The 16,569-nt window shown below is 65.0% G+C and carries 13 protein-coding genes; 6 read left to right on the top strand and 7 right to left on the bottom strand.

Annotated features, from left to right (window positions below; genetic code table 11):
* Positions 1-180 precede the first annotated feature (180 nt).
* Positions 181-2,433: a putative bifunctional diguanylate cyclase/phosphodiesterase gene (locus tag B8446_RS13740; protein ID WP_084712350.1), complete on the top strand. Its 2,253-nt coding sequence runs from the start codon at positions 181-183 to the stop codon at positions 2,431-2,433.
* A 145-nt stretch (positions 2,434-2,578) separates the two neighbouring features.
* Here B8446_RS13740 and B8446_RS13735 read toward each other — a convergent pair whose 3' ends face one another.
* Positions 2,579-3,667 carry a branched-chain amino acid aminotransferase gene (locus tag B8446_RS13735; protein ID WP_048850826.1) on the bottom strand — a complete coding sequence of 363 codons (1,089 nt, stop codon included), beginning with the start codon at positions 3,665-3,667 and terminating at the stop codon, positions 2,579-2,581.
* A gap of 176 nt (positions 3,668-3,843) precedes the next feature.
* Here B8446_RS13735 and B8446_RS13730 point away from each other — a divergent pair, with 176 nt between their 5' ends.
* Positions 3,844-4,914 (top strand): XdhC family protein, encoded by a 1,071-nt coding sequence (locus tag B8446_RS13730; protein ID WP_048850551.1) that lies wholly within the window; start codon positions 3,844-3,846, stop codon positions 4,912-4,914.
* A 1,074-nt stretch (positions 4,915-5,988) separates the two neighbouring features.
* Positions 5,989-7,047 (top strand): bifunctional DNA-binding transcriptional regulator/O6-methylguanine-DNA methyltransferase Ada, encoded by a 1,059-nt coding sequence (gene ada, locus B8446_RS13725; RefSeq protein ID WP_048850824.1) that lies wholly within the window; start codon positions 5,989-5,991, stop codon positions 7,045-7,047.
* 455 nt (positions 7,048-7,502) lie between these two features.
* On the opposite strand, the gene B8446_RS13720 is transcribed toward ada, so the two are convergent.
* The 4 genes from B8446_RS13720 to B8446_RS13705 form a co-directional block, all read right to left on the bottom strand.
* On the bottom strand, positions 7,503-8,426 hold the full coding sequence (locus B8446_RS13720; RefSeq protein WP_048850549.1) for a S1/P1 nuclease: 924 nt from the start codon (positions 8,424-8,426) through the stop codon (positions 7,503-7,505).
* Entirely contained in the window at positions 8,423-9,727 is a 1,305-nt protein-coding gene (locus B8446_RS13715) for an alkaline phosphatase family protein (RefSeq protein ID WP_084712349.1), read from the bottom strand. The genes B8446_RS13720 and B8446_RS13715 overlap by 4 nt, the downstream gene beginning before the upstream one ends.
* An 80-nt stretch (positions 9,728-9,807) precedes the next feature.
* Positions 9,808-11,988 (bottom strand): AsmA family protein, encoded by a 2,181-nt coding sequence (locus B8446_RS13710; protein ID WP_084712348.1) that lies wholly within the window; start codon positions 11,986-11,988, stop codon positions 9,808-9,810.
* 55 nt (positions 11,989-12,043) lie between these two features.
* Positions 12,044-12,343 (bottom strand): hypothetical protein, encoded by a 300-nt coding sequence (locus B8446_RS13705; RefSeq protein ID WP_048850547.1) that lies wholly within the window; start codon positions 12,341-12,343, stop codon positions 12,044-12,046.
* A gap of 146 nt (positions 12,344-12,489) precedes the next feature.
* On the opposite strand from B8446_RS13705, the gene B8446_RS13700 reads away from it, so the two are divergent.
* The 3 genes from B8446_RS13700 to B8446_RS13690 all read left to right on the top strand — a co-directional run bounded on the left by B8446_RS13700 (position 12,490) and on the right by B8446_RS13690 (position 14,013).
* Positions 12,490-13,059, top strand: a complete 570-nt coding sequence (locus B8446_RS13700) for a biliverdin-producing heme oxygenase (RefSeq protein WP_148506010.1) — start codon at positions 12,490-12,492, stop codon at positions 13,057-13,059.
* A 369-nt stretch (positions 13,060-13,428) separates the two neighbouring features.
* The gene (locus B8446_RS13695; RefSeq protein ID WP_048850816.1) at positions 13,429-13,671 is read left to right on the top strand and encodes a hypothetical protein; all 243 of its coding nucleotides are present in this window, start codon (positions 13,429-13,431) and stop codon (positions 13,669-13,671) included.
* A gap of 36 nt (positions 13,672-13,707) precedes the next feature.
* Positions 13,708-14,013, top strand: a complete 306-nt coding sequence (locus B8446_RS13690; protein ID WP_048850544.1) for a hypothetical protein — start codon at positions 13,708-13,710, stop codon at positions 14,011-14,013.
* Between the two features lie 239 nt (positions 14,014-14,252).
* On the opposite strand, the gene B8446_RS13685 is transcribed toward B8446_RS13690, so the two are convergent.
* Entirely contained in the window at positions 14,253-15,773 is a 1,521-nt protein-coding gene (locus B8446_RS13685; protein WP_053053894.1) for a DHA2 family efflux MFS transporter permease subunit, read from the bottom strand.
* Complete coding sequence (locus B8446_RS13680; RefSeq protein ID WP_241767794.1) at positions 15,757-16,332, bottom strand: HAD family hydrolase; 576 nt, start codon at positions 16,330-16,332, stop codon at positions 15,757-15,759. Before B8446_RS13680 ends, B8446_RS13685 begins: the two co-directional genes overlap by 17 nt.
* Positions 16,333-16,569: the final 237 nt, after the last annotated feature.

The raw sequence follows: 16,569 nt of genomic DNA, 5'->3' as shown, positions 1-16,569 counted from the left end.
GAGGCTGTGATGCGGAACCCGTACCGTATAGTCAATGCAACGAGCCTTGGTTCAGCGAGCGGGCAGGGAAGGGAGCCAGGCGGCGTAAAGCGTACGTTGTGCGGTCCATTTGCAGTGTAGTCATATCGTAACGGTTTATTTGGAATTTCTGCTCGATGATGCCGTCATGACGGTTATCTCATGATGTATCGCAAGCCGTCTCGACTATCGTCCATGCTGTCATGGCGTGTCGTGGGCAGTCTCGCACGTCTGGCGCCTGCCGCCGTGCTGCCCTTCGTTCTGCCCTGGCGGTATCTTGCCGCCAGTCTGCCGGAACTCATGGTTCTGGGCGCGATCGGCATTGCGCGGCTGATCGTGCTGCGTCGCGAGCACCGTATGGGCGAACAGTGGCGCTGGTCACCCCTGTTCCAGGCCGTTACCGGGATCTCGTGGGGAATCCTGATCGTCCTGATCATCCGGGTCGATGCGACCTGGGCGACGAGCAGGTCCGGGCTGTGGCTGATCGGCGGCCTGCTGATCTGGCTCGTCTCGTTCGGCGCGGCAGGCGTGCGGCCCATCGGCAGCGGACTTTTTCTCGGCAGTCTCGGCGCGCTTGTGACCGGAGTGGCGCTCTGGGCCTATCCGGAGCCGTCGGGGTTGTTCGGCGTATTGTCCGTTGCGGACACGATCGGCGCGCTGGTATTCGGTGTTTCGCTGGGATGCTGGTGGGTCCTGCAGGCGCCGGCCCGTTTCGATGCATTCTCCATGCCGGGTCTGACCGTGCCCCTGGACTGGCGGACGGATACCCGGGGACGGCTTCTGGCGCCCTCCCCGGATCTGGCGGATCTTCTGCCCGGTCTGGCGCTTGCGCGTGGAAGCGGCGACCCAAATGCATCCATGACGCTGAGCTATGCGCTGAATGCGCCGCATGTTCCCATGCCGGATGACGACGCCATCCAGCACCGCCTGGATGCGCGCCGGACCTTTGGCGATCATCTGCAACGCGTGGTCGGTGTCGACGGCGCGGCGCGATGGCTTCTGGTTTCGGGCGATCCTGTCATGACCGGATCACGATTCGACGGATTTCGCGGTCGGGTAAGAGACGTCACCCGTGTCGTGAGCGCGCATCGCGACGTCGCGCGCCGGTCGGCCTTTGATCCACTGACGGGCCTCGCCAGCCGGGAAGCCTTCTTCGACGATCTGGCGGCGCATTGTGTCGATGGCACGCCGCATGCCCTGATCCTGTTCGCGTTTTCAGGCTTTCGAGCCATCAATACGGAACTGAGCCATCAGGTCGGCGACTGGCTGATCGAGGTGATGGCCCAGCGGCTGGTCGGAGCCGTCGATGCCAACGCGGTGATCGGCCGCGTGTCCGGCAACTGTTTTGCCGTTCTGCAGCCGATCGAGCCGGGTGGCGCGATCCTGCTGGCGGATCGCTTCGAGGCCGTGCTGCGCGCACCCTGCCTGATCGACGGCATGCGGCTGACCGTCCGGGTCGCCACCGGCGTTGCCATCTATCCGGAGCAGGGCGATACGCCCGAAACGCTGTTCCGTCGGGCGGACCTGGCTCTGCTGATGGCCAGTGACAACCTGGTGTCCGGCCCCGTCCTGTTCACCGAGTCCCTCGAGCGCGATTACGTCGGCGAGATCCGTCTGGGCGGCGAGCTGGCGCGCGCGATCGATACCGGCGAGATCGAGATCGCGCTGCAGCCGATCCTCGATGCAGGAACCGGCGTGCTGTTCGCGGCCGAAGTCCTGTTGCGCTGGCCGCGGCCCGATCAGCAGGCGATCGCACCGCATCGCGTCATCGCACTGGCCGAGGCCACCGGCCAGATCGAGGTGCTCGGCAGCTATATCCTGCGCGAGGCCTGCTTCGTGGCGGCCGAATGGGACACGCCGATGCACATATCGGTCAATCTCTCACCCCAGCAGCTGACGGGCGGCCGCTTCGTGGATGACCTGCGTGCGATCCTCGCAGAGACGGGGCTTGCACCCCAATATCTGCTGCTGGAAGTGACGGAAGGCGTATTTCTGGGCGCAGGCCCCGACGTGCGGGATCAGCTCGAGGCCATCCGTGCCATGGGGGTGGCCCTCATGCTGGACGATTTCGGCACCGGATTTTCGTCCCTGATCTATCTGCGCGACTTCGAGACGGACGGGATCAAGCTCGACGCCGGCTTCATACGGGATCTGCCGGACGCAAGCCGCTCCCGGGCGATCGTCGAGGCCGTCCAGAAACTGACATGCGATCTCGGGATGCAGCTCATCGCCGAGGGCGTGGAAACCCGTGCGCAGTCGGACTGGCTGCTGCAACATGGTATCGCCCTGCAGCAGGGTTACTACTTTGCAAAGCCGTGTACCCCTGAGGATTTTCAGGTCCGGCTTGCGCATGCCCGCACACTGGTCGCCGGGACGACGGCGCCCGCAGATCCTGCCCCGCAGTCCGGAACATAAGGGCCGGGGGAGGCAGCGAACCTCCAGCTTTTCCTGAAAGACACGTCCCTCAGGTCAGCTCGTCCCGAAGAGATGCGCTGTCGGACCTCCGCCCGGCCACGACCCGCACCACGGACAGGCGCGTTTCGGGCCATGGCCACACGGGTCAGAGGATGCGGTGAACCCAGCCGTTGGCGTCGTTGCCCCGGCCTGTCTGGAGCCCGACGAGCTCGTCCTTGAGCGAGAGCGACAGCGCGCCCGGCGTCACGCCATCGCCGAACACGGCTTCGCCGGTCGGACGGCGCAGCTTGCCGATCGGGCTGATGACGGCCGCCGTGCCACAGGCGAACGCCTCGGAAAACTGGCCCGATGCGGCCTTCTCGAACACTTCGTCAATCGGAAGCGGGCGTTCCTCAACCTTGAGACCGCGCGCGCGGGCGAGCATGAGGAGCGTGTCGCGTGTGATGCCCGGCAGGATGGTGCCGCCGAGCGGGGGTGTCACCAGCGTGTCGCCGTCCACGAAGACGACGTTCATGCCGCCCATCTCCTCGACATAACGCTGCTCGCGGCTGTCGAGGAACAGGACCTGATCGCAGCCTTCGCGCTTGGATTCAGCCTGAGCCTGCAGGCTTGCGGCATAATTGCCGCCACATTTTACAGCGCCCGTGCCGCCGGGGGCCGCGCGCGTGTAGGTCTCCGATACCCAGACCGACACGCAGCCGCCGCCGAAATAGGCGCCGACGGGACAGGCGATCACGCAGAACAGGTATTCGGATGCCGGTTTGACGCCGAGGAAGACGTCGTTCGAGATCATGAACGGCCGCAGATACAGGCTCTGGCCTTCGCCCGACGGCACCCAGTCCCGATCCGCGCGCACCAGCGCCTCGATCGCGCCGACGAACAGCTCTTCCGGCAGCTCGGCCATTGCCATGCGGGCGGCGGAATCGCGGAACCGGCGCGCATTGGCGTCCGGGCGGAACATGACGACACTGCCTTCCGGCGTGCGATAGGCCTTCAGACCCTCGAAAATCTCCTGTGCGTAGTGCAGCACGGACGAGGCGGGATCGAGGGACAGCGGGCCGTAAGGCACGACTTTCGCATCATGCCAGCCGCGCCCTTCGGTATAGGAGACGGTGGCCATATGATCGGTAAACACACGGCCGAAGCCGGGATTGGCCATCAGTTCCGCACGCCGCTCGGGCGACACCGGGGCAGGGTTCGGGGTGAAGCTGAATGAGGGCGTCGTGCTGTCCATCGGGCTCATGCATCCGTAATAGGTCGTAAACTTCGGGCGGGCAGCATAGCGGAGGCAGCCCGCCATGGGCGAGAGCGGAATTGTCCTGCGCCGCTCGACGCTTTATTTTGCGCCTGAGTGCCATTTTTGACTCTGCCGACGATCGGCGCCGATGATGGCGCTCCAGGGAGGATGCCATGAGCGATGCGCAGAACAGAGGGGCAGACCAGTCGGGCGATCCGCTCGCCGCGGCTCTTCGCCATGCGCAGGACGGACACGCGATCGCGGTCGCCCGCGTCATCGGCACATGGGGAAGTGCCCCGCGTCCCGTCGGCAGCGTGATGACGATCGACGCCTCGGGCCATATCGCAGGCTCCGTCAGCGGCGGATGTGTCGAGGCGGAGGTGGCGGCCACGGCGTCCGATATCCTGGGGGGTGCTGCGTCCCGTGTGATGTCGTTCCGGATCGGCAGTGCGGACGCACAGGCCGCAGGCCTTGCCTGCGGGGGGGAGCTGGAAGTTCTCGTGGAGCCGGTGCGGCCGGACGGACTGCCGCTCGCTCTGTTGGGCGGGGCCATCGCGGCCCGGCAGGCGCGCCGCCCCTCGGTATTGCTGACCCGGTTGGAGGCTGGCGCCCCCCGGACGACGGCGCTGCTGCTGGAGCACGACTTTTCGGATGCGCCGGCTGGACTGGACGGGGACGTACGTGATGCCGTGGCGACCGGCATCAGCCGCCGTGCGGTCGATACCACGGGCGCACCATGGTTTCTGCATGTGCTGGCGCCGAAGCCCCGTCTCCTGATCGTAGGGGGCGTGCACATCGCTCAGGCACTGGCGCCGCTTGCCACGCGGGTCGGCTACGAGGTGATGGTGATCGATCCGCGGGAAGGGCTGGCGACGGGTGAGCGGTTCCCGGACGTTGCCTGCTCGGATTTGTGGCCCGACGAGGCACTGGAGGCGGCCGGCATCGATGCCGAGACCGCAATCGTGGCCCTGACACATGACGAGAAGCTGGACGATCCGGCACTCGCGATGGCGCTGCGCTCGGGGGCGGCCTATGTCGGGGCGCTCGGATCAAGGCGGACGCAGCGCCTGCGGCTTGAGCGACTAGCGCAGGACGGGCTGGACGAGGCCATGCTCGGACAACTGCGCGGGCCGATCGGCTTGGCGATCGGGGCGGTCGGTGCCGAGGAAATCGCCATCTCGATTCTGGCCGAGATCATTGCCGTACGGCGCGCGGGGCCGCTGGCGCTGCGGCAGGGCTGGTAGTCGCCGACCCAGTGCGCCGCGAAAACAGTGGCTTCGCGGTGATACCCGGTCGGAACGGTGTGTCGACGCCTGCCGTGTCGAGATCATGCACATGCGAAGGGCCGCGTTTTCCATAGACAGGAAGCCGGTAAGGTCAGGATGGACTGGGCTTTCGTCGTGGGTTTCCGGTGACGCGGGGCAGAAGCCAGATGCAGCCGCTTGTCCGGTAGCCGCGACGGAATAACGAGAGCTTGCAAGTCCTGTATCGCGCACGCAATAGCCTTTGGCCTGCGCGAGGATATGCCAGCCGTCATGGCTCGGAACGTTCCAGACCGTGATGGCGCGAGCCTCGGAACCGTCCGTCCCGTGGCGCCCAACGGGTTCGTCGTTCGGGCGAACGGTTCCGCGCCGGTCTGCGTGATCCGCAGCGCATGTCGACCAATGCGCATGCAGGACGGCGTCGCTCCTGTCATTTGATCCGTGCATTCCGGACAGTGAGGCCGGACCAGCCTTGCTCGCTCCTGCGCAAACGTTCTGCCGGGCGTGCGGATTTCGATTTGACCGCAAGATCCGGGAGGCGACGCCGCGTTTTGCGCGCGACCATGGAGGCCTTCAGCAAGGAGGTCTCCGATGTCCATCCGAATGCCCGATCTCGATTGCATGCCGGATCATCCGCATCGCCGCCTGCCCAATGCGATGCAGGCTCCTGCGAGCGCGTGGCCGGCCATTGTCGGGACGCAGACCATAATCTTCAACCGCACCGGCAGCACGGGAGCTGCGCGGATCCTGTCTCCAAGGGGCCTGCGTCGGCTTGACGGAACGCCTTGTTCTGACGACCCCGCGCTTTTTATCCGCGAGAATGAAGCCCTTCCCGTGGCCGTGTATTTCCGGAGGCTTTCCCGGCGAGTTTTTGACGGCTCAGGGGAAGAGCGGGTCAAGGGCGCATGGCTGAACGGGCTGCCGGAACGTGGTATATCCACGTGGTTGTCGTGCTGTCTGCTCGACCTGGAACTGTCCGTCTTCAGCTGCATCACGTCCGGCCAGGGGGCCACTGCGCCCTGTGGACCGGGCGTAGTTGAGAGGAACAAGAGGGCGATGCAGGGCATGACGACGATCGACGACCCGCGCTGGACCCGGATCATGGCGCGGGATGCGACGGCTGACGGAGAGTTCTGGTTCTCGGTCACGACGACCGGCATCTACTGCCGTCCTTCATGTCCTGCGCGCCGCGCCAATCCGGACAACGTCACCATTCACGATACGCTGGATCATGCGAAGGTGACGGGCGCGCGAGCCTGCCGCCGATGCGATCCGGATGCGGCTGCGTCTTTGCGCGACAAGCTCGCGGCGCGGATCTGTCGCGCGATCGAGGCAGCCGAGACGCCGCCATCCCTGACGGCGCTCGCGCGTGCCGAGGGGCTGGGGCCGACCTATTTGCAGCGTGCCTTTCAGGCGGCGACCGGCATGTCGCCCAAGGCATATGCCGACGCCGTGCGCGCGCGCCGGGTTCGTGCGCGGCTGGCGGATGGGGCGCGCGTCACCGATGCGGTTTATGACGCTGGATTTGGCTCGGCCACGCGGTTTTACGATCGCGCGGAGGCCTTGCTCGGCATGGCCCCGGCGCGGTTCCGCGATGGCGGGCGTGGCGAGCGGCTGCGCTTTGCGATCGGCGAAGGATCGCTCGGGACCATCCTTGTCGCATCCAGCGATCGCGGCATTGCAGCCATACTGCTGGGCGATGGCCCGGATGCGGTGCTGCGTGACCTTCAGGGACGTTTTTCAAAGGCGGAACTGATCGGCGGTGACGCCCACTACGAGGCGCTCGTGGCGCAGGTGGTCGCCTTCGTGGACCGCCCGAATGCAGGGCTCGGCCTGCCACTCGATATTCGCGGCACCTTGTTCCAGCAGCGCGTCTGGGCAGTTCTTCAGGCCATACCGCCGGGCACGACAACGACATATGCCGAGATCGCGCAGGCCATTGGCGCGCCGCGTGCCGTGCGGGCCGTGGCAGGCGCCTGCGCTGCCAATCCGCTCGCGGTGGCCGTTCCGTGTCACCGGGTCGTGCGGCGCGATGGCGCGCTGTCCGGCTATGCGTGGGGTATCGAGCGCAAGCGCGCGTTGCTGGCGATCGAGGCGCCGCAGGCCAATATGTGAACAGTCCAAGGCCTTGTCATGCTTCTTTGCGGCAATGCACGCGCAGGCAAGGTCTGACCGGTCGGAAACCGTCCGTCCGGTGAGCGGCATTGATACGTCCCAACGGAGAGCCGGCTTGTTCGCCGGACGTTACAACCTGCAGGGTGCGTGACAAGCCGTCCGAGCGGCGGCGAATAACCTTGGAGGACATGATTGGTGGCGTCTGAACCAGCCGGTCATGGGGCCTATGCGTTGTGGCAGGATGGGGCGAGGCCGGTGGACAAGACGGCCGCAAAAAGATGATGTCTTCAACGTCCGGCCATTACGAGCCGGACGCGCCCATGGCCGGTTGTGAAGGGCGCCTTCTTCCGGGGGCAAAAAGGAACCTGCCGCGGGGCAGGAATTTCAGGAGTCCTTTGCCGTCTGTATGAAAGCGTCTCTGGACCTCTGTCCGGAACAGAGACGCTTTCTCCCGTTCAGCGAAGGGTCATCCCGACCGGCTGCGTCAGGTTCGCATTCAGGATGGCGGCCAGACGCACGCCGGCCTGCTCGAGGCGACGTTCGATGACGGGCCATGCGATCTTCGAATAATCGTCGCCGATGTCGGGGTTATTGCCTTTCGGCAGCGCGCCATAGGCGACTTTCGATGCCAGCACGTGGCTTTCATTGATCCAGCCGATGATGGCAGCCTGATCGTTGCCGGGGCCGACGCCACGGCCCCAGTCGGCGGCGTCCTCGGGCGAGATATGGGCATTGAGCACCTGCGCCTCGGCGCGGGCACGGGCGAAATCGATGCTGTAATGCGGGCCGACATGCAGGTTCGCCTCATGATCCAGCACGCCTTCGTCCCACAGGGAATGCAGGTTCATGTGACCGTGATGGTCGCTGCCGTAATAGGTGAGTTTGACGGCATTGCCGCCCTTGTCATCATTGCGCTCGCTGGTGTGCAGCGGCTGGTGCAGGTCGCCGACCAGATGCACGACCCATTTCAGCGCGATCAGGCGCTTGGCGACAGGAACCGCCGGGTTGCGCAGCGTGTCGATCAGTTCCGGCAGCTTGGCCGCGACGCATTCGCCGGTCGGGCAGTCCCGCGCAGCGTCATAGGCCGGATTGGCGACGTCGATATCGACGTAGTGCCAGGGAAGGGTCTGCGGCAGGCCGCCCTTGTTGGCCGGCACATGACCGATCTCGTCCGGCCAGGATGCGACCTGATCCATCGAACGTTCGCCGTCCAGCGCCAACAGATGCCGAACGCCGGCCATCGCGGTCGGCGTCAGGCGGGTTTCGGCGATATCGGCCACGATGGCATGGCCGTAACCACCCCAGGCGAACGCGGGCTCGGATACGGCAAGGGCACAGACGCCCGACAGAAGGGCGAGGGCCGAACGCAGGCGGGTCATGGATGGGTCTCCGGAGTCAGGACAGGGGTGAACGGCGCGATGGTGCCATCGTCGGGCTCGGGCGGCAGCCCCAGCAGATGCATCAGAAGCGGATAGACATCCACATTGTCGAACGGCGCGATCATGCGGCCGCCATCGAAGGCGGGCCCATGGGCGATGAACAGGGCCTGCATCTCGGGCGCCATCGGGTCGTAGCCATGGGTTCCCTTGTGGGGATGATGCGGCACGGTGTGATCGGCGTCGATGGTCCAGCCGACATCGGCCAGGCAGACGAAGGCCGGAACGCGCGGATTGCGGCCATAGGCGAAACGTGCGGGCACGTCGGCCTTGCGCCAGCACTGCATGTGAGCATGGCGTCCGAGCAGCGCCCGGGCGACAACCGCATCCGCGCCGGCGCGGGGATCGATCCCGGCATAGGCGCCGCCCGTGACGAGCGTGACATCGCGCTTCGGCATGAGGTCGGACAGGGCGATCGACTGTCCCGCTCCCACGGCCGCCATGCCGTGGTCGGCGACGATCACGACGTTCGCGGTAATGTGCCGTGCCTGCAGGCCTGCGATCAGGCGTCCCACGGCCTCATCCACTTCGGCGAGCGCCGCCCGCACGTCCGGGGAATCCGGACCACCTTCATGACCCGCGCTGTCGACCGCATTCAGATACAGTGTCGCAAAACGCGGGCGCTGGTCCGGGGACACGTCGAACCACGAAAGCAGCTTTTCCGTCCGGTCGTCGGACGTCATGTCGTTGTCGTAAGGCAGCCAGTCCGTCGGCCGGACATCGTCGATCGCGACGTCGGATCCCGGCCAGAACATCGTGGCCGTATGCAGGCCGTGGCGCTCCGCCGTGACCCAGATCGGCGTGGCTTCGTCCCACCAGCGGGCGTTCGCGGTAACGTTTTTGGCGCTCATCCTGAACGTGACACCGGGCATGGCCGGGTCCGTCATCGTGTTGCCGACGATGCCGTGCCGGTCCGGCCGGTCGCCGGTAACGAGCGTGTAGTGATTGGGGAAGGTGATCGAGGGAAACGACGGATGCATCCCGGTCGTAGTGACGCCGGTCCGGGCAAGACGTGCGAGATTCGGCGTCAGGCCGCGCTGGATATAGTCGGCGCGGAAGCCGTCGAGCGATACGAGGATCACCGGAACCGGTTGTTGGGCCGCCTGTGTCTGCACGGCATGAGGCGCTGTCTCGCAGGCCGTCAGCAGCAGGGGCGCTGCCAGCAGGTTCAGGGCGAGGGCGAGCAACGCGCGGGGGCGGCGTGGCCGGGAGTGGTCAGGTGCGGGAGAGCGCAGCTGGCGCATGGCGGAAGGGTCCGTTCAGTCGTGATCCGATCAATCTGACCGAACGGACATATTCCGCAAGCCCAATCAGTTTTACCCGATCAGTTCGTATGCTGCTTCTTCGCCCACGCGGCACGGACCTGCGCCGCCGAGGCGGTTTCACGCGGTGCGGCAGCCGTGTGCGCTGCATGGTGCGTCGCCGCATGAGTGGCGCGATGCGGTGCGGCATGGCTGGTTGCTGCCTGGGCCGCCCCAGCACGGGCCGCAGCCGAAGGATGCGCACCGGTGGTGGCACCCGGCGCGATCCCGGCCGCCGGGTTGGCATTGGCCTGCTGCACGGCCTGCTCGCAGACCGAGCCCTTGCCGACGCCGAGCTGGATGGTCGGCAGGATGGCGGCCGGCGGAAACAGGGCAGCGAGCCCTGCGGTCGCGGCGAGACGCCCGATCAGCTCGGCGCCCGGCAGGATGGTCGGGCTACGGATCGGACCGCTAATGTGAACGGCGCCGGGGAACGAGGCGACCGTGAAGTGGATCGCCCGTGTCGTGATTGCGTAGTCCAGCGTGTTCTTGCGGAAATCGACAGTGCCCGATCCCGTGGTGCGCGTATCGCCGGTCTGGATCAGGAGTGAATGCGTGGACAGGATACCGTTCCTGAGCGGCATGTCCGCAATGAAGCACTGCAGCGGCGTGCGATCCGGGATGCCCAGTGCCGACAGGATGGCATTGCCCACCTGAAGCCCAAGCAGATCCGGCAGGATGGCCGAGAGATTGCCACCCTGATCGAGCACGAGGGTTACGCCACCATCGCCGTTTGCCACGAGATCGGCCACGGAATGACCGGTCGATGCCAGCGTGATGTGACCGCCGATCGTGCCCTGTCCGTGCACCGCACCTGCGCCCTGCATGAGGCGCGCGACCTGCACGCGGGACACGTCCAAGCGGAAGCGGGTTGCGAAATTGTCGTTCGCCGCTGGCTTGAGTGTCGCATCCGAGGCCAGCGTCCCCGAGCCGACCGCGAAGTTCAGCTTGTGAACGTCGATCGCGCCATGCTGCACCGTGACGTCGGTATCGATGTTATCCAGCGGCAGGCGCTTATTCTCGATATGATCGCCGTGGTACACGATGTGGGCGTTGACCGAATTCAGCTTGGGCACGCTGATGCGCTGGTCAGGCAGAACATTGGAATCGGCCTTGACCGGCGTTGCGGGAGCATGTCCCGGCTTGCCACCGACGAAGCCCGCGAGATCGGCAAGATCCACGAGGTGCGAATGGAGTTTCGCATCGACGTAGGGAACGTGCTGATGCGGATCGACATTGATGTCGCCTCCGATGTCGGAATTGCCGAGACGGCCCTCGAACCGGTTAAACCGGATCATCGATTTGCTGTAATCGAGATTTCCCGTGACGGAGTAGTGCGGCGTCTGCGGGATGGGGATGCCGGTCAGCGGATATAGCAGGGCCATGTCGGGGCCCGCGAAATGCAGGGCCAGGCGCGCGCCTGCGAAATGAACGGGATCGTCTACCGTGCCATGCAATGTCACGTAGGTCGGGCCGTTCGCGACGCGCAGGTCGATCGGATACGGGTTTTTCGGATTGGCGAGCGTCAGCAGTGTACCGCCGACAAAATGCCCCGTGATCGGCGCGCGCGCATATCGTCCGTTCGCATCCGCAACGATGGTGCCGAGGTTGCCGTTCTCGGGGGGCGTGGTGTGGATCTTGAGGCGGAAATCGCTGTGCAGCTTTGCCATCGCGATGCGGATGTCGCCATTCGTGATGCGGAGCTCGCCAATTTTCGGAAGAGCGGTCTGCGAGGAGCTGCTGGAAGACGTGCTCGTGCCTTCACTGAAGGTGTAGTTGTTGCGACCATTCAACAGGGACACGATATCGCCACGCGGCGTGTCCAGTGCGATCAGCGGCAGGGTGATGCCGTGCCCCGTTATGTAGTCCCAGGGTTTCACGGACACCGTGACGGACCTGGCACTGGCGAAGTCTTCTTTTTCGCTTTTGAAAGTGTCAGGCTGGGCGACCCGCAGATCGTCCACGCTCACGGTCGTGGTCCATCCGAGATGGACATGGAGATGGGCGATCGAGACCGGCCGATGCGCAGCAGCGGATGCCCTGCGATCGATCGTCGGTACGAACCAGTCCCAGTCCCAGAAGATGATGAGCAGGATGAGAAGAACGACCACGACGCCCAGAAGGCTCCCGAAGGTCTTCAGGACGGGATGGCGACGTTTCGTGCGTGTCTTGGGCGCCGCATCCGCGCCAGTCTGTTCGGTCAAGAAAAGGGTCTCCCTGAGACGAAGATCCGGCGCGGCGGGCGGACTGAAGGCTTAATTACTGCTGCGGCTTGTTGTTGCCGGACATGCTCTGCGTGCTGTCCTGGTTGGCCTGATCCTGTGCCTTCTGCGTGGCGGCCGCCTTCTTGCGGGCCTCATGGCGACGGACCATGCCGGTCGCACAGCCGGCGGAAGCACCGGCCACGGCATGACCCTTGCCGATCATGTGACCACCGACGGCACCTGCCGCACCGTACTTCGCGCAGCCGCCGGGCTCGGCGAACGCCGTGCCGCAGGCGCTCGCGGCGCCGAGTGCAACGATCGCGGCCAGGGCGGGAAGTCGACGGGTGTGAGCCATGAGATGGCCTCCTGAAAAAACTGACAATGCGGGGACCATTACGGTTGAGCCCCATATGAGGTTCCCGGGCATGCAGTCCCGTGCGGTTCTCGCAGCCGGCAGTCTGGGATAGGATCGGACCGTCGCCTTGTGGCAGATGGATGAAGATGGCTGATTTGACCCAACCTGCCGATCTGATCGAACCCGGCGCCGCCCTCGCTGCGGTGCGCCGTGCGGGGCGTGCCGCCCATGAACGCGTGGACGTCGCGTTTTCCGGCTTCGACCTCGGCAATCCCGCGTCGTATGCCGCATTCCTCGATACGCACGCTGCCATCGTGTTGCCGCTGGAGCGCATGCTGGCCGAACGCGTACTGCCTCCATGGACGCCACGTGCCGAGTGTCTGCGTGGAGATCTTTCGGCATTGGGGCGTCCGGTGCCGCCGCCCCTGACGATTGCGGCATCGGGTGCGGGTGCCGCGTACGACGGATGGTGCCACGGGGCACTCTATGTTCTGGAAGGCTCGCGGCTCGGCGGTCGTGTGCTGGCAGGGCGCGTGCCTGATGGCCTGCCTCATGCCTATCTGTCGGCGGCGCATGGTCCCGGCGGCTGGCGCGCCTTTCTCGATGCGCTCGGTGCACGACTGGACGCAGGCGATACGGCATTCCGGGAGGGCGCGGTGACCGGGGCAGTGGAGACGTTCGCGTTGTTCGAGCGCGCTGCAGCAAGTCGGGACTGAGCGGGCCGAATGCTGGTAGCCCGTGTCGGAAAGCGCGGTCACGAGGACTGTTTGCGCCGTGTCGCGTCCGGTAGAACAGCCTTCCTGTCGAACGTATCGAGCGCAGATCAACTATTTTCTGAAATCGAGCTGATTTCGCAACGACGACGCTGTTATTGTCGCCTCTTTTCAATGGGATAGGAGGCAGGGCGGCCAGGATTTTTCTCTTCCTGCCTAAGGAATCCCAAAAATACTTCTTCCTTTCAGCGTCTTTCTTCACGCCTCGACAGACTACGGAACGCAACCATCGGGATCACGAAGACTTTATCTTTCCGTGTGTCAAAACGATGCAGAGGAACAACCCCTGCGACCGAGATCATGGAGGAAGTCATGTCCCATGACAGAATGCCGCGCGAAAGCAGCTCGCTTCACAAGCTCGCACATCGCGCGACGCATGAACCGAAGCTGCTGACGGCCCACGAGGTCATCGAGCTGGCCAACCACGTTCTTAAAAGCGGTGAGCATCCGACGGAAAAGGAAGTCGAGATCGCCAAGCGCGCCCTGCACAACCCGGAGGGCATGGAAGCGCACGATATTACGGCACTCGGCGAACGGACACTCGCAAAATCCTGATCAACCGGACAATCCGACGACAGAAGGAACGGCTCGATGAGCAACAAGGAAATCCTGCGCGAAGCGATCGAGAAAAAACAGGCGATCAGCTTTCAGCTTCATGGAGAACCGGAGATCGGTTCCCCTCATGCGCTGGGCGTCGGCGATGGCGTGGAACGGCTTCTGATCTATCGCGGCGAAGACTCGCACGAGAAGCGTGTGCCGCCCACCGGGAAATGGACATGCGTCCGGCTGACCGATATCGGCAACATCCAGATCCTGCCGGACGAGCCGTTTCACACGGGCCATCCCGGCGACCATGTGGGGAAATGCCTGCATGACATCGAGATAGGCGTTTCCTGAAAAACGGGCGCGTCTCCGGGCCGCAGTTCTGCCCTGACGATGGTCGTGTCGTGGGCAGGACTTCGGTCCTTCATGAAAGACCAAGTCTCCCTCGTGACGGCATAACCAGGACCGCGACGTCCCGGGATCGTCTGTTGAACGAGCGGAACCGCTGTCTTTTCAGGCTGGGGAACGGCGGAGCCGGCAGGCAGCGTTCTGCCCAAGCCGTATGACGGTCTCCGGGTCTTCTCGCCGGTCGATCACGATGCGCTTTCGCGCACCGTTTCGGCGGCCTCCCGTGCGTCGGCTGACAGGCTCGCCCGTCTCCGCGGCAGGTAGGTCGCGGCCAGCAGGGCGGCAAGGATCACGACGAAGGCGCACAGGAATGTCTGGCCGAACGCATGGGCCAGCGGATCGAGCAGATATCCCGGCACAGGCGCACTGCCGCCGATCCGCGCATCCGGCGCCAGTGCCGCGATGCGGTGGTTCAGGATCACGGCCAGCAGCGCCGTGCCGATGGAGCCGCCAACACGCTGGACGACGTTCAGCCCGCTGGTCGCGCGTGCGATTTCGTGCCGGGCCAGCGTGATCATCGCGGCGCTGGTTGCGGGCATGATGGTGGCCCCCATGCCGAGACCCGACAGGAAGAGCGCAATCGACGTCTGCCATACCGGTGTCGTCGCCGTGACCTGCGCCATGATGAGCATAGCGAGCGCGATCAGGACCAGGCCGGTCATGACGATACGGCCGGCGCCGGTGCGATCCGTCATCCGGCTTGCGATCGGCATCGAGATCATGGCGCCGAAACCCTGCGGCGCGATCATCATGCCGGCCTGAAAGGCCGATGCATGACGGACCAGCTGAAAATAGAGCGGCAGCAGGATCGCCCAGCCGAAGAAGGCGACCCCAAACAGGAAGGTCGTCAGCGCCGAGGCCGCGACCGGGCGGCGTGCGAACAGCCTCACATCGATCAACGCACCCGGCGTCCGTCGGGCATGGACGATGAACGCCGCAATCAGGGCCGCGCCGAGGGCCAGTCCGGCGTCGTCAGCCGGATCGAGCAGGTTGCCGTGTGCCGTGGTGCGGGCAAGCGCAAAGACGAAGAGGGCAAGACCCGGTGACAGCAGCAACAGGCCAAGGGCATCCAGGCGATGCGCAGGGCGTGGCTCGTCGGGTGCCAGTACGAGGAAGGCCCCGAGCAACGCAACCGCGCCGACAGGCAGGTTGACGAAGAAGATCCAGCGCCACGACGCATCATCCACCAGCCACCCGCCGAGGATGGGTCCCAAAATTGGTCCGAGCAGCATCGGAATGCCGACGATGCCCATCAGCCGCCCGATCCGTTGCGGGCCTGCCGCATGGCTGAGGATGGTCATGCCCGCCGGCATGATCATGCCGCCACCCAGACCCTGCAGGACGCGAAACAGGATCAGCGTGCTCATCGACCATGCGGCGCCCGACAGGGCCGATCCCAGCAGGAACAGGGTGATCGACGTGATGTAGAGGCGCTTGGTGCCGAACCGGTCGGCGGCCCATCCGGTCAGGGGAATGACCGCGGCGAGTGCCAGCGTATAGCCGGTCGCGACCCACTGGGTGGTTTCCAGAGGGCTTGCGAAGTCATGGGCGAGCGCGCGGATCGCGACATTGACGATCGTCGTGTCCAGGATCGACATGAACGAGCCCAGGACGACGACCGCCGCGATGCGGAGTGTCTGTATGTCGATGGCGGCTGGCGTGGATCCGGGCAGGGACGGCGCGTCGAGGCTATCGGATGTCCGCAACGTCGATCTCGCGCATGCCGGCACGGCGCGCCGCTTCGAGGCCCTGCTGGCTGTCCTCGAACACGATGCAGTGTGCGGGATCGGTTCCGAGGCGGCGCGCGGCCTCGAGGAACAGATCGGGCGCAGGCTTTGGATGGGCGACGTCATCCAGCGTCACGACCGTCTCGAACAGGGCATCCAGACCGGTCGCCTTGAGCGATGCGGTCACGATGGCGCGCGATCCGCCGGATGCCACCGCCATCCTGCGCTTGCCGTGGTTCTCCCGGGCGATGCGCGCGATGTGGGTGATTTCGCCCAGGGCGTCGATTTCGTCGAGAAAGGCCTGACGCATGATCTTCACGGTTTCCTCGCGATCGACCTTCACGTCGAAGTCGCTCTCGAACGCATCGATCAGCACATGTTCCGACATGCCGGCACGGTCGAGGTACCACGCTGTCGGCATCTCACGGCCGAACGGCAGAAAACCTTTCGCCCAGGCGCGGGCATAGACGGGCGGCGTGTCCACCAGCGTGCCGTCGCAGTCGAAGATCAGGGCGCGTGAATCGGCAAGGTCAATCATGATCGGGATATCGTGACACAAAACGGATGAAATGGTCGTCATTTTTTTGTGCGGCCATGATGTCCGTTCCGGAATGGCTCCCCATATCTGCGTCACGGGTTCACTGGAGCTCGGGAGCGTCACGGGCCTTTCGCGATACATTTGTCCGCCTGCGCCGAATACGCCCGCAAGGGCGCACGAGCCATCTGCAAAAATGACTTTGTCATCCCGAATGTGCATCAGCCGCATATGTTTCTG

Origin of the sequence: Tanticharoenia sakaeratensis NBRC 103193 (genome assembly GCF_000963885.1) — a bacterium.
Classification (GTDB): domain Bacteria; phylum Pseudomonadota; class Alphaproteobacteria; order Acetobacterales; family Acetobacteraceae; genus Tanticharoenia; species Tanticharoenia sakaeratensis.
This window is presented reverse-complemented; position numbering and strand designations above follow the sequence as displayed.